Origin of the sequence: Pantoea sp. Lu_F5_004, assembly GCF_051136245.1 — a bacterium.
GTDB lineage: Bacteria > Pseudomonadota > Gammaproteobacteria > Enterobacterales > Enterobacteriaceae > Pantoea > Pantoea agglomerans.
In genome coordinates this window covers 4,006,248-4,029,961 of sequence record NZ_CP194946.1, presented here as the reverse complement: position 1 = coordinate 4,029,961, position 23,714 = coordinate 4,006,248, and the positions used below count along the sequence as shown (strand labels likewise).

The window sequence follows — 23,714 nt, the reverse complement described above, 5'->3', positions numbered from 1 at the left end:
ATGAAACGTAATCCACTCTGGCGGGTCTGGCTCTGCTCTGTTTTACTGCTGGCCTGCAGCGCGCAGGCGAATGCCAGCGGCTGGGAGACTTTTAAAAGTCGCTTTGTGACCTCAGAAGGGCGGATCACTGACACCGCCAATAACAACGTCAGCCACACCGAAGGCCAGGGTTATGGCATGTTGCTGGCGGTGGCCAACGACGATCGCGCCACCTTCGATCGGTTGTGGCAGTGGACGCGCAGCCAGCTGCGTAATCCGCAGACCGGGCTCTTCTACTGGCGCTACGTGCCGGGCAGTGACAACCCCGTCGCCGACAAGAATAACGCCTCGGATGGCGATGTGTTGCTGGCCTGGGCACTACAGCGTGCTGCACAGAAATGGCAGATGGATAGCTACCAGCAGGAATCTGACCGTATTCAGCGCGCCATCATCAGGCTGGATGTCACGAGTTTTGGCGGCCACACCGTGATGCTGCCGGGTGCGCAGGGCTTTAACAAAGTCAGTTATGTGGTGCTCAATCCCTCTTACTTCCTGTTTCAGGCGTGGCGCGAGTTTGGTGAACACAGCCATCTTCAGGTCTGGGATAAGCTGATTAACGATGGCTTTGATCTGCTGGGTAAGCTGAGCTTTGGTAAAACCGGGCTGCCAATGGACTGGGTCGCACTGAATGCCGACGGTTCGGTTGCCCCGGCCGTCGGCTACTCGAACCGCTTCAGTTACGATGCGATTCGCGTGCCGCTGAACATCTGGTGGTATGACCCGCACAGCCTGGCACTGGTGCCGTTTCAGCGCGTCTGGCAGGGTTACAGCCGCATGCTGACACCCGCCTGGTTCGACGTGCTGGCGAATGCCCCTGCACCTTACCATCTTGAGGGCGGACTGCTGGCGGTACGTGACCTGACGCTGAATGAAACCGGCTATCTGAGCGATAAGCTGGCTGCGGATCAGAACTACTTTTCTGCCAGTCTGCAGTTGCTGACCTGGCAGGCATTTCAGGAGAAGCGCTGATAACCAGCAGAATGGCGGCACTGGCCGCTGTTCTGCCACCGACCGCCACGCGCTCAACAGGGAGCAGGCGCTCAGCCGCGCCTGCTCCGCCTTTAACTGCCGGGTCACGGCTCTGCAGCCCGTCGGTTACGCGTTACTGCGGATAGGCGACCCAGTCGCCGCCGTTCAGCCTGATCCAGGGTTTGCCCTGATACATCATCACCACCGCACCGTCATTTTCCGACACCACCGGCGTCTGTGGCAGCTTGTCAGTCAGCACCGACATATTCACATTCGGGGCATTAAAAACCTGCCCATCTACGACGCGCGACACAATCTCTGACAAGGCCAGCAGGCTGGTCGGCGCATCAATGTTCAATGGCTGAGCCTGATGCGGCGCCTTCATTCCGACGAATTTAATGCCTACCGGTACGTGAGTAATATCCGGGCTGGGAATATCGCGCAGGCCGGACATCTGCATTTTGTCTCCCTCTAGCGCGGCACCATGCTCGGGCACTACCATTACCATGACGCGGCGGCCCGACTTCTCCAGTTGTGTCATAAAGGTATCAAGCTGATCGAATAGTAGTTGCGCGCGCGGCTTCCACGGTGCCGTTTTGGTGCTGCCGAGTTCGCGGGTGCCGTCGTGCAGCGGGATCAGATTGTAGAAAGTGGCGCTGCGTGCATCGCTGCTTTTGCTGCGGTCGTCCAGCCAGCGCTGCATCAGTTGCGCATCGTTGAAGACCGGCGAGCCGTCGAATGATGTCAGTTCTGGTGCGATACCCGCCTGTGACATCAGCGGTGCCTGAATATCGCCCCCTTCGCGTACCTCCTTCAGATAGTTACCGAATACGCCGGTGTGATCCATCATCAACTGCTCTTTAAAGCCCAGCTTCGCCAGATTGTCGAACAGATAGCAACGCGGATCGGCAGGTTTATAGAGATCGCTATGCGAGGTCTGGCCACAACTGGCACGCAGCAGTCGGATGCCTGCCGGTCCGCTGTAGCTGGTTGCGGCGTTATAATTGCTCAGCATGATGTCGAAATGCTGCCACAGCGGATGGTTACGCAGCTGAGAAGCATCCATATCAGACCAGGCGAGCGAACAGATATTGATCACCAGGATGTCGAAAGGCTGCGAATCGGCGGGCAGATTGTCGGGAAAATGCGTCACGCGCTGGCGTTCACTTTCATGAAAGCGGTTCAGCCAGGCGGTGAGATTCGCGCTGGTCGGCGGCGCAGACTGCTCCAGTCCATCCGGCGTGGCGGCTGGCTGGCCGCCGCTGGGCGTCTGATTCAATACCACCTGTGGCGTGGCCGTCCGGGTCGGCAGCAGCGACATCGCCGGGCCAGCAATCGTCAGCACGTTAAGCCAGATCAGCATCAGCGAAACCAGCACCGTGATGCGGATCCATTGTGAAACAAACAGATAGAGAACCAGCAGCACAAAGGCGGCCCCCACCATTTGCCAGTTAATAAAGCGATCGGCCAGGTCGAGCAGATAGGCCGCAGAGAAGCCCGCCAGCTGATCGCCCTGGCTGAGTATGCTGCTGAGTCCTGGCAGCCAGGTGTCGTGCCAGAACAGCGCGATGCCAACCGGAATCGAGATCAACTGGCGGATGCGATGCAGGCGCGCCGAGGGTAACGGAAAAAGCAGCCAGGCGAGAAACACCAGATTACTCAGGGCGTGAAAATTGAGATAGCCATACCACAGCAGGCCGAACTTCAGTAAAAAGTAGAAATTCCAGCCGCCCAGTCCGCGCCAGGAGGACCAGAAGCGGGAAGAGGAGGCCGCCGCAGGTTGATCAGTATTCATTAATTTTTTCTATCCGTTTCAGAGGATTGACGCTGCCAGTGACCTTCCGATTTAAGCGCGCGAGCCGGCAACAGGCGATTCATGATGCCGTTCCAGCGACGGGGTAGCCATTTTTGATATAACGGCTTTAAAAACAGCAGGATAACCAGAGTAAGTAGCGCGATTTGTACCCAGTCCATCAGATTCATCAGGCTTTGTTCTCCGGCAATAAAGTGATGGGCTGCGGTGCAGCGCGTTCATGTGTTTCAGGCCGGCTCTCAACGGCGGCGCGGGCCGTCTCTGATACCGGAGTCAGCTCCTGAATTGCCATCGGCGTCAGTTTCTTGATATTGCTGACTTCCGCGAGGATCTGATTATCCTCAAACCAGACCATCCGGTTAGCAAACAGCTCGTCGTGAGGCAGAGAAAAGATATATTTCAATGCTTTATCAAGGTCGTTATAGCGGCAGGAAGAGAGGAAAAGGATGACACGATCTTCCAGCACCGTGACCAGGTCGCCAAAGCGGCGCGGTTTACAGAGCGTCAGGATTTGCTGAGGCTTAAGCTGTGGCACCGGCCGCAACGCGACCAGCAGGCCCTTATCATTTTCCGGCAGCAGGGTATTGCTGATCAACTGGCCGACTGACTGACAGAAGGCGTCGAGACGCAGGTAGCCTTTCTCATGCAGAGGCTGCAACGAAGCAGTTAACGCCTCAAGACTGGCGGGAACGCGACGGTTAAACACCTGTCCCTGAAGGCCCTCCAGCGTGGTCAGAAAGCGCGACAGTGTGGCGTTAGTCGGGACGATGGCGTTCACACCGCAGGCCAGCAGCAGACGTTCGTCGCTATAACGCAGGCTGGCCCCCATCTCGCGCACCACAATTTTCAGGCCGTTGCCGCGTGTACGCCGCAGGCTGTGCACCATCTTCGCCAGTTCGTTGATATATTCGCTGCGGGTCAGGCTGAAAATCACCGTTGCGGCATTGGCCTGCTGCGCCCGCAACCAGGCCTGTTCATTATCCTCGAACAGTTGCCACTGGCGTGAAAGCGGCGGCGCGCCTTCGAGCACGATTTTGTCCGCAAGATAATGCTGCTCATCGTTGAGGCTCAGCGGTTCCTGCTTTTCATTTAAGGTAAAAAAGCGCTCATTTTCACAGCCCAGACGTATTGCCCGATCGGCAAGCAGGCGTTCCGCGGCATACCACCAGTTAATTCGATACTGCCAGCTATCCTGCTGAAAGCTCAAATGCGCAACGCCATCCAGCTGACGAAAATAACGCTGAAGATGATTACTCAGATTTATTATTGTGGTGCCCGAGGTCACGATTAAAAGGGTGAGCTTTCTTTTATGCAGCGTCTGACGCATGCCCTTTATCCAGCGGGATAATTCTGCGTCATCAAGCTTATCCCATTGCGCTGCGTTGCTATTAAATATCACTAACCCATTTTTACTGCCGAGCGTGCGCAGAAAATCACTTTCCAGCTGCAACAAACTGCTTTTGCTTTTGGAAAGAGAAAACAGCGGAATACGATCGGGTCCGCCAATGGGGTCGGGCGTCAGCAAATCACGCGGCGGCTGGTCAGCGCTGATCAGCGTTACGGCCTGCTGATGTGAAATTACCTGTCGAATAAAAGTGCGGGCGTCATCCTGCCGCGCACAGGTCACCCAATAACAGCCAGGCGTTTGCAATGCCGTTAATTCAGGCTGAACATGCAACAGCCCCAGCGAAAAAGAATTTTTCATATTGAATTCGTTATTTTTCCAGTCCAGGCTAGCTTATTATAGACAGGCCGGGATGTAACCTGAGAAATTTAAACATTGCTAATCACAGGCCGGCTCACATTGTTCTGCAATTGCCGCGTTTCTGGAAATGTTTTTCAACTTTTCTTTACGCGCAGTCCGTCATCCTGAGTGTGACGTTGTTTTATTTTTGGCGAACAGTAATGAAAAACCACAATCTCTATAACCCTGTTGCCGCTGATGGCGATCGTCAGGATGATATTAGTGCGTTGCGTGATGCGTTTTCTTTGCACTCTTTCCGCTATGTCGACATTGCGCGGGAAGAGCGCCTGAAAGCGATTGTGTCGCGCTGGCCGCTATTAGCGGAAACCCTTGCCAGCCAGTCTGAGACCGATCGCTGATGCCGCAGATTGCGCTTCAGGGCGTACGGGGCGGCGTCGGCACGACTTCTCTTTGTGCCGGATTAGGCTGGGCGCTGGCTGCACTCGGCGAGCGAGTATTGTTGATCGATGGCTCCCCGGTCAGCCAGCTCGGCGTGCATTTTAATCTGCCCGCTCAGCAGGATAATGGCTGGATGAAAGCACTGTGTGAGGGCGGTGACTGGCAGCACAGCGGGCTTCGCTATCCCGATGGTCCTGATTTGCTGCCTCACGGGGTGCTTTCCCATCAGCATGCTTTGACTATTGCCAGACAGAATGAGGCGATCGCCGCGCCGCTGCTCCAGGCATTGCCGGACCTGCGGGCGCGCTATCAGTGGATTATTTTCGATCTGCCTGCCGATACCCTGCCCTGGCATGAAACGCTCTATCCGACGCTGGACAGCCTGTTGTGCGTCACTCAGCCAGACGCGAATTGCCATTTGCGGCTTAACCAGCGCCAGTTTCCGGCGCGCACCCGGTTTATTATCAATCAGTTTAATGCCAACAGCCGTCTGCAGCAGGATCTGCATCAGCTCTGGATGGCCTCGCTGAATCCGCTGATCCCGCTACTGATCCACCGGGATGAGGCGCTGGCAGAAGCGCTGATGATGAAGCAGCCGGTCGGTGAATACCGGCCACATGCGTTGGTCAGTGAAGAGATCATCACGCTGGCAAGCTGGCTGCTGCTCAATCTGAATGGAGTGAGCTCTTGAATCCGTTGTGCTGGCTGTTAACAGCGCCCGCCTGCCAATCGCTGCACAGGGGCTACACCACAGCGCGAGGCAATGGCGCGTCCCGCTTCGCCAGTGCGCTCCATCTGTTCTGGTCGGTGCTGGGTCTGATGCTGCTTCGCTTCGAAACGCCGGGCTGGCAGCGGATTATTCAGCAGCGCCGCCGGCTCTATCCGCACATTTCGCCGGAGCGGCCGCGACCGCTGGATATCCTGCGTTATCTGATCCAGACGCTGTGGCTTTTGGTGATCCTGACGCAGAGCGATGGCGCTCGTGGCGGTTTCCGTGGCCTCGGTGCGCTGTCTGGGTGGCGCCACCATGGCTACCGCTGGCTGGACAGGGCCGTTGCCCACTCACAGACCCAGGGAATCGATGTGCGCATCGAACAGTGGCTGAAGCGGCTGTCGCCGCTGGTGCGACGCAGCCTCTTCGCCGTCACCGCCCTGTTTGCGACGTTGCTGGCGCTGCTCTGTATCAGCCAGCCCTTTGGTCTGATGACGCAGTTTATCTTTGTGGTACTGCTCTGGAGTCTGGCGATGCTGGTACGACGCGTCCCGGGGCGTTTCCCGACCATGATGCTGATTGTGCTGTCGCTGACCGTATCGTGCCGCTACCTCTGGTGGCGCTATACCTCGACGCTGAACTGGGACGATCCGCTGAGTCTGGTGTTTGGTCTGCTGCTTATTGCGGCTGAGACCTACGCCTGGGTGGTGCTGGTGCTGGGCTATTTTCAGACGCTCTGGCCGCTTAACCGTCAGCCGGTGTCGATGCCTGTCGATCGGGATCAGTGGCCAGGCATCGATCTGCTGGTGCCAACCTACAACGAACCGCTCAGCGTGGTCAGACCCACCATCTATGCTGCCATGGGCATCGACTGGCCGAAAGACCGCCTGAATATCTATCTGCTCGACGACGGTGACCGGCCGGAATTCCGCGACTTTGCCGCCAGCGTGGGTATCAACTATGTCGTCCGTCCCACTCATGAGCACGCCAAGGCCGGCAACATCAATCACGCGCTGAAAAAGTACTGCCGCAGCGAATTTGTGGTGATTTTCGACTGTGACCATGTACCGACGCGCGCCTTTTTGCAGATGACCATGGGCTGGTTTATTAAAGATCCCCGGCTGGCGATGATGCAGACGCCGCATCACTTCTTCTCGCCTGATCCGTTTGAGCGCAATCTCGGGCGGTTTCGTCGTACGCCCAATGAGGGTTCGCTCTTTTATGGGCTGGTGCAGGACGGTAATGATACCTGGGATGCCACCTTTTTCTGCGGCTCCTGCGCCGTGCTGCGCCGCAGCGCGCTGGATGAAATTGGCGGTATTGCGGTGGAAACCGTTACCGAAGATGCCCATACCTCGCTGCGTCTGCACCGGCGCGGCTACACCTCGGCCTACATCCGCATTCCTCAGGCGGCCGGACTGGCGACCGAAAGTCTGTCAGCGCATATCGGACAGCGTATCCGCTGGGCACGCGGTATGGTGCAGATTTTCCGCCTTGATAACCCGCTGTTTGGTAAGGGGCTGAAGTGGGTACAGCGGCTCTGTTATGCCAACGCCATGCTGCACTTTCTCTCTGGCATTCCGCGGCTGGTCTTCCTGCTGGCGCCGCTGGCGTTTCTGCTCTGTCATGCCTACATCATCTACGCGCCTGCGCTGGCGATCGCCATTTATGTTTTGCCCCATATGCTGCATACCAGCCTCACCAACTCGCGTATTCAGGGACGCTGGCGACACTCTTTCTGGAGCGAGGTCTACGAGACGGTGCTGGCCTGGTATATCGCCCGGCCTACCACCGTGGCGCTGTTCAATCCTCATAAAGGGAAGTTTAACGTCACCGCAAAAGGCGGGCTGGTCGAGGAGCAGCATCTGGACTGGGTGATAACCAAGCCCTATATGCTGCTGGTGCTGCTCAACCTCGCAGGGGTATTGATGGCGTTCTGGCGCATGCAGCACGGTCCGGCCAATGAGGTACTGACGGTATGGGTGAGCCTGATTTGGGTGCTCTACAACATGATTATTCTTGGCGGTGCGGTAGCGGTTTCGGTTGAAGCACGGCAGATCCGTGAGGCGCACCGGGTGGAGATCGCCATGCCGGCCGCCATTGCACGCGAAGATGGTCATATGCTGCCCTGTACGCTACGTGATTACTCTGACGGCGGCGTCGGGCTGGAGATGCGCGAGCCGGATGCGCTGCGGGAGAATGAAAAAGTGTGGCTGCTGCTGCGTCGTGGACAGCAGGAGTTCAGCTTCCCGTGCCAGGTGCAGCGTGTCTTTGGCCACCGTGCTGGCGTGCGTCTCCATCAGCTGACCACCCAGCAGCATATTGAATTTATCCAGTGTACCTTCGCCCGCGCCGATACCTGGGCGCTGTGGCAGGACGGTTTTCCGGAAGATAAACCGGTGCAAAGCCTCGCCGATATCATGATCCTCGGTTTCAAAGGTTACCTGCGCCTGGCGGAATATGGCCCACCGCAGTTACGTCGGCTGTTTAACCTGCTTACCGTTGGGGTGAGCTGGCTGGCTTCGCTGTTGCCGCAAGGCATCGGACGTGTGCCGGCTTCAAAAAACGCATTGAGTTGATGATATGACGATACCGAGAGTAAACAGGTGGTTTGCCGCTCTGCTGCTGGGCAGTGCAACGTTAAGCTGTGCCGCCGCGCAGGAGGACGCGCCCGCAAACATCGCTGGTGTAACGCCTGTGCAATCTTTACCGCAGGATAACGGCGCACCGCTGCGGAACAGCCAGCTGAGCTTTGCCCAGCTGGCACCGCCGCCTGGCAGCATGACGCTGCGTGGCACCCGCACCACCGGACAGATTGAGTTCGGTGTGCGCAGCGATGAGGTGGTGACGCGCGCGTTGCTGAACCTCAGCTTTCGGCCTTCGCCCGCACTGCTGCCGACGCTGTCGCAGCTGAAGGTGTATCTCAATGATGAGCTGGTCGGTCTGATCACCCTGACGCCGGAACAGCTGGGTAAAGAGACCCAGACGCAGCTGTCGATCGCTCCGCGTTACATTGCCGACTTCAACCGCGTGCGTTTCGAGCTGGTGGGCCACTACGCCAACGTCTGTGAAAATCCTGCCAATAGCGCAATCTGGCTCGATATCGGCAAACAGAGCGGCATCGATCTGACGCTGCAAAAACTGCCGCTGAAAAATGACCTCTCCCACTTCCCGGAACCCTTTTTTGATTCGCGGGATACGCGACCGCTGACTCTGCCGATGGTGTTCAGCGCCCAGCCGGATGTCACGCAGCAGCGGGCTGCCGCCATTCTTGCTTCCTGGTTTGGCAGCAAAACGGGCTGGCGCGGGCAGCGCTTTCCGGTGCTGTATAACCAGTTACCGCAACAGCATCATGCGGTGGTGTTCGCCACCAACGAATCGCGCCCGGATTTCCTGAAAGATCTACCGCCGGTGACGAAACCCACAGTAGAGATTGTCAGCCAGCCCGATAATCCGTATGAAAAAATGCTGCTGATTCTGGGACGCAATGATGAGGACCTGCTGACGGCGGTTCAGGGTATCGCCCAGGGTGAGCTGCTGCTGCGCGGCGATATCTCAACCATCGACAGCGTTAAGCTGCTCTCCCCGCGCCAGGCCTATGACGCACCTAACTGGGTGCGGACCGATCGCCGCACCACTTTCGCCGAACTGACGCAATATGAGAATCAGTTGCAGTCTGATGGGGTGCAGCCTAATCCCGTAAGCCTGACCCTTAATCTGCCGCCCGATCTCTTCCTGGTTCGCGCGCGCGGTATCGATATGGATCTGAGTTATCGCTATACCGCGCCTTTCCAGTCGAATGGCTCACGGCTGGCGGTCAACCTGAATAATCAGTTCATTCAGGATTATCCGCTGCCGCCGAAAAATACGACGGGTCAGCAGCTGCTGCATATTCCGCTGATACAGGGAATGCTGGACAAGAGTCATGAGCTGCTGATTCCGGCGCTGCGCCTCGGGGTGGTGAATCAGCTGCGCTTCGATTTTGATTACGCCAACATCACCATCAGCGGTAACGCGGATGGGCGCTGCGAAACCGCAACGCCGATTACGCATCATGTGGTGGTGGACGACAATTCCAGCATCGATTTTTCCGGCTATCGGCACTACATCGAAATGCCGTCGCTGCGCGCGTGGGCGAATGCGGGCTTTCCGTTCAGCCGCTACGCCGATCTGGCGCAAACCCTGGTACTGATGCCGCCAAAACCCGATGCAGAGCAGGTCAGCACGCTGCTGAATACGTTGGGCAATATGGGTGCGCAAACCGGCTATCCGGCGCTGCGCGTTCAGTTGACCGATGACTGGGCCACGGCGAAGAAGCAGGATGTGGATCTGCTGATGATCGGCGTCATCCCCAAAGATCTTCAGGATGACCAGCGGATCCCGGCGCTGGTCGACGCCACCGCCAGCTGGCTGAAAGAGCCTGTGCGACGGATCACTCCGGAGGTGAACCCGCAAAGTCAGCGCGAGCAGGCGGCAGAAAGCACGACGACTATCAGCTCCCGCGGCCCGCTGGCAACGGTGATTGGCTTCCAGTCACCTTTTTACGATCAGCGCAGCGTTGTCGCGTTGCTCGCCGATGGCACGCCGCGCAGCTGGCAGTTGCTCAACGAGGCGATGGGTGACAGCGGCAAGCGTGGCACGATGTCTGGCTCCACCGTGGTGATCCGCGAGTCAGGGGTTAACAGCCTGCGCGTGGGAGAGAGCTACTACGTTGGTCATCTGCCGTGGTGGGAGCGTCTCTGGTCGCTACTCTCCGTCCATCCCTTCTGGCTGGCACTCTGCGCACTCTTTGTGGTGGTACTGTTCGCGCTGATGACCTGGCGTCTGATGCGAATTATTACCCGTCGTCGTTTACTGGATGAAGATGAATAACGCCCGGGTGCTGCGGGCAGGCATGCTGCTCGGCGCACTGAGTGCGCTGCCGGGGCTGGCTGCACCGGTCGACGGACCGGAGGTGTCGCCGGTCGAATGGTTGCTGTCACAGGTACGCACCGGCGAGTCGACCAACAAATACGATCTGGTGCAGCAATCGCTCTACCGGCTTGAGAAGATCGATCCTGATAATCCGCAGGTGCTGGCGGCTCGCCTGCGGCTGGCGCTGCGTCAGGGCGATATCCCTAAAGCTCAGATGCTGCTGGAGCAGCTGAAAAAGGTTGCGCCCGACTCCGCCGCGACGCGTGAATCAGCCGTCGGCCTGACGCTGATGTCGTCGGATGGGCGGCAGCAGCTGCAGCAGGCGCGCCTGCTCGCCACTTCGGGGCGCCTGGCGGAGGCGAAAAGTGCTTACGATGCGTTGTTCGGAGGGGTTTTTCCGGATGCGAACACGGCGCTGGAATACTGGCGGCTGCTGGCACGCATTCCCGATCAGGAGAGCGTCGCTTACCAGCAGCTACAGGCGCTGGAGCAGCGCTACCCGGGCAATATCGGGGTTGAGCTGCAAATTGCACGCATGGCATTTGATCAACAGCAGCCGGCGCAGGCGATAGCGCAGTTGAAAAAGCTGGCAAACAGCAACGGCGGACGCGCCGCCGCCGCCGATCTCTGGCTGCAGCAAATCAACGATCAGCCGGTCAGCGACAGCAGCGTGGCGCAGTTGAAGGCTTATCTGGCTGTTTTTACCGACGGCGACGCGCACCAGCAGGGCGCGGATGTGCTGGCGAAGCAGCAGGCGCAGCTCGCCGATCCCGCCTATCGCGAACGGATGCGTGGCCTGGCGCTGGTCGAGGCGGGCGATGTGAATAATGCGATGGCAGCGCTTAGCCGGGCACTGAAGGATAACCCCAACGACGCCGAATTGATGGGTGCAATGGGGCAGACTCAGGCACGCGCCGGCCATCGTGACGTGGCGGTGCTCTGGCTGGAACGCGCCGTTGAAGCGGGCAAGCAGAGCACGTTGATCGGCAAATGGCAGTCGCTGTTGCAGACTAACCGTTACTGGCTGGCGGTCGAACAGGGCGACAAGGCGCTGGCGCAGCATGACGTTGAGGGGGCCGAACGCGCTTACCGCGCCGCACAGAAAATTGATAGCACCGACAGCTATGCCCTGATTGGCCTGGGCGATGTGGCGATGGCGCGCAAAGATGCGGCAGGTGCCGAACTGTTCTGGCAGCATGCGCTGCGGCTTGACGCGACCAACACGACCACCGTGCGTCGCCTGGCCGGGCTTTATCAGGCTGAGTCGCCTGCCCGCGTAATGCAGTTTATCAGTACGCTACCCGCCGGGCAGCAGCGCGAGATGGCGGGAACGTTGCGCGCGCTGCGCAGTGACAGTCTGCGCGCCGAGGCCGATGCGCTCGCCCGGCAGAATAAATGGCCGCAGGCGGCAGAGAAGTATCGGGCGGCGCTGGCGCTGCAGCCGGATGACGTCTGGCTCAGTTATCGGCTGGCGAGCGCGCTACGCGACGGTGGGGCCACCCAACAGGCGGATGCACAGATCGCGACGCTGCAACAGCAGCATCCCGGAGATACGACCGCGATCTACGCTGCCGCACTCTACCTTTCCAGCCGGGATAATGATGACGCCGCACTGGCAACGCTGCATCGTCTGCCTGAAACGCAGTGGAACAGCAATATGCATGAGCTGGCTGACCGGCTCGGGCAGGATAAAATTTTTGCCAGCGCCGAAGCGCTTCGTGCGGCAGGGCAGGAGCGGGCATCGGTGACGCTGCTTTACCAGCAGCCGGTTTCCAGCCGACGTGACCTGACGCTGGCCGACTGGGCGCTGGCTCGCGGGGATGCGCAGCAGGCACTGGAGACCTATCAGCAGGTGCTGTCGCGCGAGCCGGATAGCGGCGACGCGGCGCTGGGACGAATCGAAGCGCTGGTCGCGCTCCAGCGCACCGGTGAAGCACGGCAGGCACTTGAGCAGCAGCCAGCCCAGCCCAATACTCTTAATGCCGATCGCCGCGCCGCGCTGGCATGGCAGGCAGTGGGCGAAACCACGCAGGCTGCCGTGCGCTTTGCCAGCCTGAAGCAGCGCGCTGCGTCACTGCCGCCTTCGCAGGATAAGGCACTGGTGTTTCGTGATGCGGCACGGCTGGAGCGCGCACAGCAGCAGCCAGAGATCGCGCTGGCGGATTATCGTCAGGCGATGACGGCCAGCGGTATCGGCAGCGGCGAAAGTATCAGCCGCGCGACACGTTCTCAGGAACAGGATGACTGGCTGAAGCGCAGTATTCGCAGCGACACCGCAGATCTCTATCGTCAGCGTGAGACAACGCTGACGGTGCAGCAGGATTATTCGCGCAATAAGGGTACGGCTGGGGTCTCCGACTTTACTGCCCATACCACCATGCTGCAGGCGGAAAGTCCGTTTGCCGACGGACGCGGCTTTTTCCGTCTCGACCGGGTGGACGTCTCGGCAGGGAGTTTTACCACCCGCAACGGCAGCTTCGACGAGCAGTTTGGTAGCTGCGACGACGCCAGTTCCGGCGGATGCAGCCGCGATGCCAGTCAGCGCGCCGAGGGCACTGCGCTGGGCGTCGGCTGGCATAATGACCGCTGGTCAGCGGATCTGGGTACCACGCCGCTGGGCTTTGAGGTGACCAACTGGACCGGTGGACTGAGCTGGAAAACTGACGTCAGGGATCTTGGCGTGACGCTGACCGCCTCGCGACGGCCGATCGCCAGTTCGCTGCTTTCCTATTCGGGCGCGCGCGATCCATCGGCCAATGGTGGAAAAAGCTGGGGCGGCGTAGTGGCAACGGGTGGCAGCATCGGGCTGAGTTACGATCAGGGTGGGGCGCACGGTATCTGGGGCGACATCAGCGCGCATCAGATCACCGGTAAAAACGTTGCGGATAACAGTCGCGAGCGCTTAATGGCCGGCTACTACTACAAGCTCATTAATAGCGATAATCGCCGTGCCACCGTCGGGCTGAACAGCATGCTCTGGCACTATCAGAAGGATCTCAGCGATTACACCTTCGGTCAGGGCGGCTACTACAGTCCGCAGCAGTATCTCTCCTTTTCCGTGCCGGTCACCTGGCGACAGCGTACGGAAAACTGGTCGTTCGACCTGGGCGGCTCGGTTTCCTGGTCACATTCGAAAACCGATGCGCAGCAGCGCTATCCGGTCAATCCCGGTTTTACCCTTGCCAGCAATCCCGTTTCCGCCAGCAGCACCGGCAGCGGCACCGGGTATACGCTGCAGGGCGTTGTTGAACGTCGTATTACGCCCGACTGGTTTATCGGGGTGGGTGTCGATATTCAACAGGCGAAAGACTATACCCCAAGTCACGGGCTTATCTACGTGCGTTACTCTGCCGCAGGCTGGGAAGGGGATCTGGATATGCCGCCACAGCCGCTGACCCCTTACGCGGATTTTAAATAATCCCGACCGGGAAAAAGCCGGACTTTTCAGACGGTAAAAAAGTCAGTTTATGGGATATACTGGCGGGCATTGTACTGTCTGCTATCTGGGCTTTTTTCATCGTCAGGAGAATATTTTTGCGCGTAAGCCGGTCACTTACGATAAAGCAGATGGCGACGGTTTCGCTGGTTGCGGTTATCACCATCAGCATCTTTATCGTCATCCAACTGTTTCATTTTGTGCAGCAGCGCAGGATTGACTACGCCCAGCAGATGGAGAATATTGCACACACCGTCCGCCAGCCGCTGTCGGAAGCGGTGCTACGCGCCGATATTTCTCAGGCCGAACGCATTCTCCATTCACTGAAACCTGCCGGTATTTTATCGCGCGCCGATGTGGTGCTGCCGAATGCGTTTCAGGCTCTGCATGCCGACTTCGAAACGGAGAAACCGGTGCCGCGTCTGGTGGCGCGACTGTTTGAGCTGCCGGTGCAGATTACCCTGCCGCTCTATTCAGTGGAAAATACCGGGATGCCGAAACCGCTGGCCTATCTGGTGTTGCAGGCTAACTCGACGCGCGTCTACCAGTTTATTCTCAGCACGCTCTCGACCATGATTATCACCTATCTGCTGCTGGCACTGATCCTGTCGGTGGCGATCAGCTGGTGTATCAACCGGCTGGTGGTGCATCCGCTGCGCAATCTCTCGCGGGAGCTGCAGGAGCTGCCGCCGCAGTCGATTCTGACGCATAAGCTGTCACTGCCGCAGAGCCACCGCGATGATGAAATCGGCATGCTGATCCGCAGCTACAACCGCAATCAGCAGGTGCTGGAGTCGATACATGATGAGATGAGCCGGCTGACCACCCATTTTCCCGTGACCGATCTGCCCAACCGTACCCTGTTTCTGGCGCTGGTCGAGCAGTTCATGAGCAGCCCGGAACAGCCGCTGGGGCTGATGGTGATCCGCATTGAAACCCTGCAGGAAGCCAATGGCGTATTGAGCGATGAGCAGCGCGATACGCTGATGCTGACGCTGGTGGAGAAGATCCGTAATACGCTGGATGACCATACTCTGCTGGCGCAGACCGGGACCAGCGACTTTGTCCTGTTAATGAAGCGCGCCAGTAATCCGTTCCGCGCCCTGCGTCTGGCCCGTAACCTGATGATTCGCCTTAATCAGCCGGTCAACCTGTATCAGCTGCAGCTGCGTCCTAACGTCAGCATTGGTCTGGCGCTGCGCGACGATCAGCCGCTGAGCGCCAGTGATCTGCTTGGCCGCGCGACCTCAGCGATGATGTCGGCCCGCCATCAGGGCAAAAATCAGATCCTGTTCTTTGACGCCGCGTTAACCGAGCGCGCGCAAAAACGTCTGACCCAGGAGCATGACATTCTGCAGGGCCTGCACAATGAGCAGTTCGCCCTCTATCTGCAACCGCAGGTCGATATGCGCACCGGCACGTTAGTTGGCGCGGAAGCGCTGCTGCGTATGCGCCAGCCCGACGGCAGCTACGGTCTGACCGAAGAGTTTATTGCCAGTGCCGAAGAGATTGGCGTGATTAGCGCCATTGGCCGCTGGGTGTTTGAAGAGGCGTGCCGCATTCTGGCAGGCTGGCAGCGACAGGGCATTACGCTGCCGCTGAGTGTGAATATTTCCGCTGTGCAACTGCGTGACACGGGCGTGGTCTCTCATCTGCAATCCCTGCTGACGCGCCACCGCATCGCACCTGGCACCTTCGTGCTGGAAGTGACAGAAACGGCTCAGCTTGATGATGCTGAACAGGCGATATCGATGCTGCGGATGTTGCAGCAGACCGGCGTGGCCGTGGCTCTGGACGATTTCGGCATGGGCTACTCCAACCTTAACTACCTCCATCAGCTGAAAGCGTTGCCGGTTAACAAGCTGAAGATGGATCGCAGCTTCGTGGCGGCGCTGCCGCATGACGACACCATGGTCTGCATCGTGGCGGCCATCGCCGAGATTATCCATCTGGAGGTGATTGCCGAAGGTGTGGAGACAGCGGAACAACGTGACTGGCTTCTGGCGCGCGGTATCCATATCGGACAGGGCTATCTTTATGCTGAAGCGCTGCCTCTGGCCCGATTCAATCAGGCATGGATCGAAAACTCCTCACTGCCGCAATAATTGCCTGATTCATTGATTTTGCGAGAATTTTAGTTACAAAACCCCCTGCTGAAGCGTTTCAGTTCAGAATTACGATCCCCGGGTTTCCTGGGCGTTTGTCACCCTGTATTAATCACGTAAACAGAGTGTTATTTTCGGGTTACTGTCAGGCGCCACCTCTGTTGCCCGCCAGTCACAATAACGAATCCGACAACATCACCTCACGGCGTTAGTGGACACCTGTTTATGAAAACCTCACTTTTTAAAAGCCTTTATTTCCAGGTGCTGATGGCGATTGGCATCGGCGTTTTGTTAGGCCATTTTTACCCGGAGTTAGGGACCCAGATGAAGCCGCTGGGAGATGGCTTTGTTAAGTTAATCAAGATGATTATCGCCCCGGTAATTTTCTGTACCGTGGTGACCGGCATCGCTGGCATGGAAAGCATGAAAGCGGTAGGACGGACCGGTGCGGTTGCACTGCTCTATTTTGAAATTGTCAGCACCATCGCGCTGATTATCGGCCTGATCGTGGTGAACGTGGTGCAGCCAGGTGCCGGGATGAACGTTGATCCTGCCACGCTGGATGCCAAAGCCGTAGCGATGTACGCCCAGCAGGCAGAACAGCAGGGTATCGTTGCTTTCCTGCTGGATATTATCCCCAACAGCGTAATTGGCGCCTTTGCCAGCGGCAATATTCTGCAGGTACTGCTGTTTGCCATTCTGTTTGGTTTTGCCCTGCATCGTCTGGGTAACACCGGCACGCTGATTTTCAACGTGATTGAAAGCTTCTCAAAAGTGATTTTCGGCATCATTAACATGATCATGCGTCTGGCACCGATAGGGGCATTTGGCGCGATGGCGTTCACTATCGGCAAGTATGGCGTGGGCTCACTGGTGCAGCTCGGCCAGCTGATTATCTGCTTCTATATCACCTGTATTCTGTTTGTTGTGATCGTGCTGGGACTGATTGCACGACTGTTCGCCGGATTCAGCATCTTTAAGTTCATCGCCTATATCAAAGAAGAGCTGCTGATTGTGCTGGGCACTTCCTCTTCCGAGTCTGCGCTGCCGCGCATGCTGGATAAGATGGAGAAGCTGGGCTGCAAGAAATCGGTAGTAGGGCTGGTGATCCCCACCGGTTACTCCTTTAACCTGGACGGCACCTCGATTTATCTGACCATGGCGGCAGTATTTATCGCTCAGGCGACCAATGCGCACATGGACATTTTCCATCAGATTACGCTGCTGGTGGTGCTGCTGCTCTCCTCCAAAGGCGCGGCGGGGGTAACCGGGAGCGGATTTATTGTGCTGGCCGCGACGCTCTCTGCGGTGGGACATTTGCCGGTGGCGGGTCTGGCGCTGATTCTTGGTATCGACCGCTTTATGTCCGAAGCCCGTGCGCTGACCAACCTGATCGGTAACGGTGTGGCGACCGTGGTGGTGGCGAAGTGGGTCGATCAGCTGGATCATAAACAGCTGACCGACACGCTGGCAGGCCGGAATAAGGAGAATAAAGCGTCTGAATCTTCAATTTAATCATTGAATTTCACTTAAATCCCCACAAATGCCCGCTGTCGCTTGCCCTGACAGCGGGCATTTGCATAATAAACCCCACTTGTTTTTTTTGACGTTTTTCACTTCGTTACGCGACATCCTGAGCTTCCTGTGGTCAAACACTTTGTTGTTGGATAACAGCGCGATTCGGCGCCAGCCGATTCGTTAATAACAGCGGCAATATGCGCCAGTGATAACGATATTTGAATTATTTGAGTAGGGGTTCACATGCAGGGCACCAGAATTCGGCTTTTGGTTGGTGGATTAGTGCTGGCAAGCAGCTTTGGTCTCCAGGCAGAAACGCTGCAACCGGATCCGGCCTGGCAGGAAGGCAAGCTGGATAATGGATTTAACTGGCAGTTACTGGCCACACCGCAACGCCCCAGTGACCGTATTGAACTGCGGCTGGTGGTGAATACCGGCTCGCTGGTGGAGAGTGCGCAACAGGCCGGCTTCAGCCATCTGCTGCCGCGTCTGGCGATGGTGCACAACACCGCGCTTGATAACAATCAGCAGCGCGCGCTATGGCAACAGGCGATGGATCCACAGCATCCGCTGCCACCTGTGATCACCTCCTATGATTCCACCCAATATAATCTGAGTCTGCCGAATAACCGCCCCGAGTTGCTGAAAGAAGCGCTGAACTGGCTGGCGGCCACGGCGGGCAATATGGCCATCACCGAACAGGTGGTCAACACCGCGCTGGCGGCATCGGATCCGGTGGCGACCTGGCCGAAAGATACCCAGGATGTCTGGTGGCGCTACCGCCTGAAAGGCTCCGCGCTGCTGGCACATGATCCCGCAGCGCAACCACGCGTGCCGGTTGATTTAACCCAGCTCAATGATTTTTATCATCAGTGGTACACCCCGGATGCGATGACGCTCTACGTGGTAGGGAATGTCGACAGCCGCAACCTCTCTGAGCAGATCAATAAAACCTTCTCGGCGTTAACCGGTAAACGAGAAACGCCTGCGCCACTGCCCACCCTGTCGCCGCTGCCGCACGAGCCGGTAAATCTGGTCAGCAGCAACATGACGCAGGATCGCCTTTCGCTGGTGTGGGATACGCCGTGGCAACCGATTCGTGACTCCCAGAATCTGCAGCGTTACTGGCAGGGCGATCTGGCGCGTGAAGCGCTGTTCTGGCATGTCCAGCGTGCGCTCAGTGACAGCAAGGCTCAGGGCATACAGGTGGGATTTGATTGCCGTGTGCTCTATCAGCGTGCGCAGTGCTCCATCAACCTGGATGGACGCAACGAAAATCTGGCGCAGAATATGAACCTGGTGGCGCGTGAGCTGGCAAACGTGCGTGACAAAGGCTTGCCGCAGGAGGAGTTCGATGCGCTGATGGCGCAGAAGCTGCTGGAGCTGAACAAGCTGTTTACCACCTATGCCCGCACCGATACGGATGTGCTGATGAGCCAGCGCCTGCGCTCCCAGCAGAACGCCGTAGTCGATATCGCACCTGAGCAGTATCAGAAGCTGCGTCAGACTTTCCTGGCCGGCCTGACCCGCGAACAGTTAAACCAGGAGCTGCGTCAGCAGCTGACGCAGGAGCTGATGATGGTACTGATTCAGCCAGAAGGCGAAGCGGAAACCAACGTGAAGAGCCTGCAAAACAACTGGGACAAAGTGATGGCACCGCCAGCGGCACCGGCGACCAGCAATGAAGCCAGTCCGCCGGATAGTAACGTCAAAGACGTTCCGCCAGCCGCATAAAATCAGGTCTTTGCCCTGAGCCACTCGGTCACTAACATCGGCCAGCTGGCGAGGGGCAAATCTGCCACGCCGCGGATACCAAATCCGTGCCCGCCTTTCTGATAGAAATGCACCTCTGCCGGGACCTTATGCTCACGCAGCGCGCCAAAAAACGCCATGCTGTGATTCACGGATACATCATCATCGTCGGCTGCATGGATCAACAGCGTCGGCGGTACCAGCGGATGAACCCGGGTTTCCATTGAATAAGCGTCAATGGTTTTCTGATCGGGCCAGGCACCCAGCAGGCGGGTTCTGGCTCCTTCATGGGCGATGCCGTCCCGCATGCTGATTACCGGATAGACCAGGACCATCGCATCCGGACGCGGCGAGAAGTTTTCTGCGCCATCCTGCACCGGATAGAGTTTCTCTGCGAAACGCGTACCCAGACTGGCAGCCACGTGGCCACCCGCCGAAAAGCCCATCATGACGATATATTTACCATTCAGGCCGCGCTGCGCCCGTTCACGCAGGACGCGTACCGCGCGCTGAGCATCGGCCAGCGGCGCGTCGGGGCCTTCGTGATGTCCATCATAGGGCAGGCGATAAGTCATCACCGCCAGGGTGTAACCCATTGAGGTAAAGAATGTCGCCAGGGCGCTGCCTTCACGATCGATCATCACGCGCTGATAGCCACCGCCCGGTGCGACCAGCAGGGTAATCCCGTTTGATTCGACCGGATGCCAGATCGCCATCTCCGGGCAACGCACGCCGGTAGCAGCCCGATCGTAAGGCTCATACTCTTTTGCCATGTCGACAATCTGCGGCTGGGCGCGCGAATCGCTGGCGCCTGGCGCATCACCGTGTGGCCAGATATTAATAATTTCTGTGTGCATAAATAGATCCTGATGCGGGGAATATTTTAATTGTTTTGTTCGCGGCCGGAGAGAACAGCGTCCTGCTGTCTTTTGATTAAAAGATGGTCTTTTTTCAGGCGGTCGTCCATCCGAAAAGGGGGGATCTGACCAGATTCGGACTATGCCTGGTGGTGGATCTGTTTATATAACTGATTAATTTTAATCAATAAATTATAAGGATGGTTGAAGGGGATTGCCGCAGGAAGTCCATTATTAACCACTAATTTGCAGCTTAAGGTAAATGGCTGGCACGGCCCGCTTCGATAGCCGCAATTTACCGGATATCACGCTGTCTGCTGTTAAGGCGACATAATGATTTTAGCGCCAGAGTCACTCCCGCCACGCTGCAGAGGCTTAAGTACCAGTCTCATTTGGGAATGATCAGCGTCGGATAGAAACAGGCAGTTTCCTGTTGGTTGATGGGGTTTAACATAATATCAGTCGTTCATTCACAACGGTAAGATGCATCCCATGTTTGATACCGATCTCTCCACCCGACAAACCTTTGGTCGCCTGTGGCCGACGATTTCTCCCTTCAGGCTGGGACTGCTGGTTGCGGGTGTTGCCCTGATCGTCAACGCCGCAATAGATCCATTTATGCTGACGTTACTGAAGACGCTGCTGGACGATGTCATTGGCAAAAACAATCACGGCATTCTGCGCTGGATGCCGCTGGTGATTATCGGGCTGATTCTGATTCGCGGTGTCAGCGGCTACATCTCCAGTTACTGCATCTCGTGGGTGTCAGGCAAAGTGGTGATGACCCTGCGTCGTCGCCTGTTCAGTCACATGATGGGCATGCCGGTGGCATTTTTTGATCAGCAGTCAACCGGCACGCTGCTCTCCCGTATCAGCTACGACTGCGAGCAGGTCGCCTCCTCCTCTTCCGGCTCGCTGGTGACGGTGGTGCGCGAAGGGGCCTCCATTGTTGGCCTGTTTGTGATGATGTTCTACTACAGCTGGCAGCTTTCACTGATCCTGCTGGTGCTGGCACCCATTGTGTCACTGGCGATCCGCATCGTCTCCAGACGCTTCCGCACAATCAGCAAGAATATGCAGAACACCATGGGGCAGGTGACGTCTCATGCAGAGCAGATGCTGAAAGGGCATAAAGAGGTACTGATGTTCGGCGGTCAGCAGGTCGAGACCTCCCGCTTTGAACAGGTCAGCAACAAAATGCGTCGCCAGGGAATGAAAATGGTCTCGGCGACCTCGCTATCCGATCCGATTATTCAGTTGCTCGCCTCCTCTGCGCTCGCCTTTGTGCTCTATGCAGCCAGTTTTCCGTCGGTCATGGCAACGCTGACGGCGGGATCCATCAGCGCGGTGTTTTCCGCCATGCTGATGCTGATGCGTCCGTTAAAGTCCCTGACCAACGTCAATGCCCAGTTCCAGCGCGGAATGGCAGCCTGTCAGACGCTGTTCGCGATCCTGGATACTGAACAGGAAAAGGATGAAGGTACCCGGGTGGCTGATCGCGCCACCGGGAATATTGAATTTCGCGATGTCACCTTTACTTATCCGGGATCGGAAACGCCTGCGTTGCAGCATATCAATCTGACCCTTCCCGCCGGTAAAACCGTGGCCCTGGTGGGCCGTTCCGGTTCGGGTAAATCGACTCTCGCCAGCCTGTTAACGCGTTTTTACGATATCGACAGCGGCGAAATTTTGCTGGATGGTCATGACCTGCGCGATTACACCCTGGCCTCACTGCGCGAGCAGGTGGCGCTGGTCTCTCAGCATGTTCACCTGTTCAATGACACGGTCGCCAATAACATTGCCTATGCCCGTACCGACGTCTTCAGTCGGGAGGCGATCGAAAAGGCGGCGCAGATGGCCCATGCCATGGAGTTTATTAATAAAATGGATAATGGGCTGGATACGGTGATTGGAGAGAATGGGGTGCTGCTGTCGGGTGGACAGCGTCAGCGCATCGCAATTGCCCGTGCCCTGCTGCGCGACAGTCCGATTCTGATCCTCGACGAAGCGACCTCGGCTCTGGACAGCGAGTCTGAACGCGCGATTCAGTCTGCACTGGAGACGCTACAGCAAAACCGGACCACGCTGATTATCGCTCACCGGCTCTCGACCATTGAAAAGGCAGATGAAATTCTGCTGGTGGAAGAGGGCAGGATTGTTGAGCGCGGCTCGCATCAGCAGCTGCTGCAAAAGAACGGCGCTTATGCCCGGCTTTATCAGATGCAGTTCAGTCAGCCACTTTGTGCGTAAGAGATGTTTGTGCCGAATGCCAAAGCAGAGTGAACCCAACAGCAATTAATATGCTCAACTCACAGAGAGCCGGGTCAGAGGAGAAAAGTGTTACAGCCACCCAACCAGACGTTACCAACAGCCTAAAAAATGCGCCCTCAGGCGCATTTTCTGGCATCGGCACGATCAGTGCCTGTATCAACGACGCTGGCTGCCGCTCTGTCAGTCAGGCATCGCCTCTGCCGGAATAATCGCGCCGCGATGCTGAATCACGGTACTGGCAGTCAGGTGTCCGCGCTGCGCGGCGACCTCTGCAGAAGCGCCGGTCAGACGGCGAGCCAGATAACCGGCACTGAACGAATCACCGGCTGCGGTGGTATCGATCACTTTCTCTTTCGCCAGACGAACCGCAGGCACATCAATCAGCGGCGCATCGCCGGTGACCACCAGGCAGGAGTCTGCACCGCGCTTAATCACGATTTCGCTGGCACCCGCCTGACGGGTACGCGCGATAACGTCATCCAGCGGCTCTTCGCCCCAGAGCAGATGTTCATCATCCAGTGTCAGGAAGGCGATATCGGTACAGTTGAGCATGGCGCGATAAGCGGCCTGTGTGCTGGCCCGATCGGCCCATAAACGTGGGCGGTAGTTGTTATCGAAAATTACTTTGCCGCCATTAGCCCGGCAGCGAGCCAGCAGCAGCATCAGCTTTTCACGACTGGCAGGCGACAGAATCGCCAGGCTGATGCCGCTGAGGTAGACATAATCGTATTGCGACAGCTGTTCAGTTATCTCTGCGGATTGCGGACTGTCGAGCCAGTAACGCGCGGCGGCATCACTGCGCCAGTACCAGAAGGTACGCTCACCGTCGGCATCGGTTTCAATGAAATACAGGCCCGGCATTTTATTATCGAGCCGCTGAATCAGGTCGGTATTGACCTTCTCCTGCTGCCAGGCTGCGATCATTTGATCGCTGAACGAATCCGTACCCAGCGCAGTGACATAATCGACCCGTAACTGCTGCTCATCAACCTGGCGGGCGAGATAAACGGCCGTATTGAGCGTATCGCCGCCAAAGCCACGTTTAATGTTCTCACCCTTTTCGGACAGCTCAATCATGCATTCGCCGATGATGGCGATTTTTTTCTGCGTCATGGTTTCAGACCTGTAGTGAAATATCGCCTTAGTCTCGCGTCTGGTATGGCAGACGTCAATGGTTTTAAAACG

General features: G+C 57.5%; 15 protein-coding genes. 10 read left to right on the top strand and 5 right to left on the bottom strand.

From position 1 onward, the window contains the following. Positions 1-1,008: a glycosyl hydrolase family 8 gene (locus tag ACR8BN_RS18650; RefSeq protein WP_143790250.1), complete on the top strand. Its 1,008-nt coding sequence runs from the start codon at positions 1-3 to the stop codon at positions 1,006-1,008. 133 nt (positions 1,009-1,141) lie between these two features. Here ACR8BN_RS18650 and bcsG read toward each other — a convergent pair whose 3' ends face one another. The 3 genes from bcsG to bcsE are packed head-to-tail and all read right to left on the bottom strand — an operon-like array spanning position 1,142 to position 4,526. Then, positions 1,142-2,803 carry a cellulose biosynthesis protein BcsG gene (gene bcsG, locus ACR8BN_RS18645; RefSeq protein ID WP_069025584.1) on the bottom strand — a complete coding sequence of 554 codons (1,662 nt, stop codon included), beginning with the start codon at positions 2,801-2,803 and terminating at the stop codon, positions 1,142-1,144. Then, a complete protein-coding gene (gene bcsF / locus ACR8BN_RS18640) occupies positions 2,803-2,991 on the bottom strand; it encodes a cellulose biosynthesis protein BcsF (protein ID WP_039390442.1) in 189 nt (62 codons plus the stop codon). Before bcsF ends, bcsG begins: the two co-directional genes overlap by 1 nt. Beyond that, positions 2,991-4,526: a cellulose biosynthesis protein BcsE gene (bcsE, locus tag ACR8BN_RS18635; RefSeq protein ID WP_275102614.1), complete on the bottom strand. Its 1,536-nt coding sequence runs from the start codon at positions 4,524-4,526 to the stop codon at positions 2,991-2,993. Before bcsE ends, bcsF begins: the two co-directional genes overlap by 1 nt. 200 nt (positions 4,527-4,726) lie before the next feature. Between bcsE and bcsR the strand changes: the two genes are divergently transcribed. From bcsR to ACR8BN_RS18595, 8 genes are all read left to right on the top strand, one after another. After that, positions 4,727-4,924 carry a cellulose biosynthesis protein BcsR gene (bcsR, locus tag ACR8BN_RS18630; RefSeq protein WP_010257416.1) on the top strand — a complete coding sequence of 66 codons (198 nt, stop codon included), beginning with the start codon at positions 4,727-4,729 and terminating at the stop codon, positions 4,922-4,924. After that, a complete protein-coding gene (gene bcsQ / locus ACR8BN_RS18625) occupies positions 4,924-5,655 on the top strand; it encodes a cellulose biosynthesis protein BcsQ (RefSeq protein ID WP_434747218.1) in 732 nt (243 codons plus the stop codon). Before bcsR ends, bcsQ begins: the two co-directional genes overlap by 1 nt. Beyond that, positions 5,652-8,255, top strand: a complete 2,604-nt coding sequence (gene bcsA, locus ACR8BN_RS18620; protein WP_434747217.1) for a UDP-forming cellulose synthase catalytic subunit — start codon at positions 5,652-5,654, stop codon at positions 8,253-8,255. Before bcsQ ends, bcsA begins: the two co-directional genes overlap by 4 nt. 4 nt (positions 8,256-8,259) lie before the next feature. Continuing rightward, positions 8,260-10,548 carry a cellulose biosynthesis cyclic di-GMP-binding regulatory protein BcsB gene (gene bcsB / locus ACR8BN_RS18615; RefSeq protein ID WP_434747216.1) on the top strand — a complete coding sequence of 763 codons (2,289 nt, stop codon included), beginning with the start codon at positions 8,260-8,262 and terminating at the stop codon, positions 10,546-10,548. Beyond that, positions 10,541-14,008, top strand: a complete 3,468-nt coding sequence (gene bcsC, locus ACR8BN_RS18610) for a cellulose synthase complex outer membrane protein BcsC (protein ID WP_434747215.1) — start codon at positions 10,541-10,543, stop codon at positions 14,006-14,008. Before bcsB ends, bcsC begins: the two co-directional genes overlap by 8 nt. 116 nt (positions 14,009-14,124) lie before the next feature. Then, complete coding sequence (gene hmsP / locus ACR8BN_RS18605; RefSeq protein WP_235764665.1) at positions 14,125-16,131, top strand: biofilm formation regulator HmsP; 2,007 nt, start codon at positions 14,125-14,127, stop codon at positions 16,129-16,131. Between the two features lie 225 nt (positions 16,132-16,356). Further along, the gene (locus ACR8BN_RS18600) at positions 16,357-17,646 is read left to right on the top strand and encodes a dicarboxylate/amino acid:cation symporter (RefSeq protein ID WP_083070415.1); all 1,290 of its coding nucleotides are present in this window, start codon (positions 16,357-16,359) and stop codon (positions 17,644-17,646) included. Positions 17,647-17,892: 246 nt separating this feature from the next. Further along, a complete protein-coding gene (locus ACR8BN_RS18595; protein WP_031590318.1) occupies positions 17,893-19,383 on the top strand; it encodes a M16 family metallopeptidase in 1,491 nt (496 codons plus the stop codon). Between the two features lie 2 nt (positions 19,384-19,385). Here the strand turns inward: ACR8BN_RS18595 and ACR8BN_RS18590 are convergent, their stop codons facing one another. After that, positions 19,386-20,258: an alpha/beta hydrolase gene (locus ACR8BN_RS18590; RefSeq protein WP_010671660.1), complete on the bottom strand. Its 873-nt coding sequence runs from the start codon at positions 20,256-20,258 to the stop codon at positions 19,386-19,388. A 492-nt stretch (positions 20,259-20,750) separates the two neighbouring features. Between ACR8BN_RS18590 and msbA the strand changes: the two genes are divergently transcribed. Next, the gene (msbA, locus tag ACR8BN_RS18585; RefSeq protein WP_370513291.1) at positions 20,751-22,508 is read left to right on the top strand and encodes a lipid A ABC transporter ATP-binding protein/permease MsbA; all 1,758 of its coding nucleotides are present in this window, start codon (positions 20,751-20,753) and stop codon (positions 22,506-22,508) included. A gap of 201 nt (positions 22,509-22,709) precedes the next feature. Here msbA and ACR8BN_RS18580 read toward each other — a convergent pair whose 3' ends face one another. Beyond that, positions 22,710-23,642, bottom strand: coding sequence for a sugar kinase (locus ACR8BN_RS18580; RefSeq protein ID WP_434747214.1), 933 nt, complete (start codon positions 23,640-23,642; stop codon positions 22,710-22,712). Between the last annotated feature and the right edge of the window lie 72 nt (positions 23,643-23,714).

Coding starts and splice junctions, on each gene's coding strand:
- ACR8BN_RS18650 (WP_143790250.1), top strand. CDS start 1: ATGAAACGTAATCCACTCTGGCGGGTCTGGCTCTGCTCTGTTTTACTG.
- bcsG (WP_069025584.1), bottom strand. CDS start 2,803: ATGAATACTGATCAACCTGCGGCGGCCTCCTCTTCCCGCTTCTGGTCC.
- bcsF (WP_039390442.1), bottom strand. CDS start 2,991: ATGAATCTGATGGACTGGGTACAAATCGCGCTACTTACTCTGGTTATC.
- bcsE (WP_275102614.1), bottom strand. CDS start 4,526: ATGAAAAATTCTTTTTCGCTGGGGCTGTTGCATGTTCAGCCTGAATTA.
- bcsR (WP_010257416.1), top strand. CDS start 4,727: ATGAAAAACCACAATCTCTATAACCCTGTTGCCGCTGATGGCGATCGT.
- bcsQ (WP_434747218.1), top strand. CDS start 4,924: ATGCCGCAGATTGCGCTTCAGGGCGTACGGGGCGGCGTCGGCACGACT.
- bcsB (WP_434747216.1), top strand. CDS start 8,260: ATGACGATACCGAGAGTAAACAGGTGGTTTGCCGCTCTGCTGCTGGGC.
- bcsC (WP_434747215.1), top strand. CDS start 10,541: ATGAATAACGCCCGGGTGCTGCGGGCAGGCATGCTGCTCGGCGCACTG.
- ACR8BN_RS18600 (WP_083070415.1), top strand. CDS start 16,357: ATGAAAACCTCACTTTTTAAAAGCCTTTATTTCCAGGTGCTGATGGCG.
- ACR8BN_RS18595 (WP_031590318.1), top strand. CDS start 17,893: ATGCAGGGCACCAGAATTCGGCTTTTGGTTGGTGGATTAGTGCTGGCA.
- ACR8BN_RS18590 (WP_010671660.1), bottom strand. CDS start 20,258: ATGCACACAGAAATTATTAATATCTGGCCACACGGTGATGCGCCAGGC.
- msbA (WP_370513291.1), top strand. CDS start 20,751: ATGTTTGATACCGATCTCTCCACCCGACAAACCTTTGGTCGCCTGTGG.
- ACR8BN_RS18580 (WP_434747214.1), bottom strand. CDS start 23,642: ATGACGCAGAAAAAAATCGCCATCATCGGCGAATGCATGATTGAGCTG.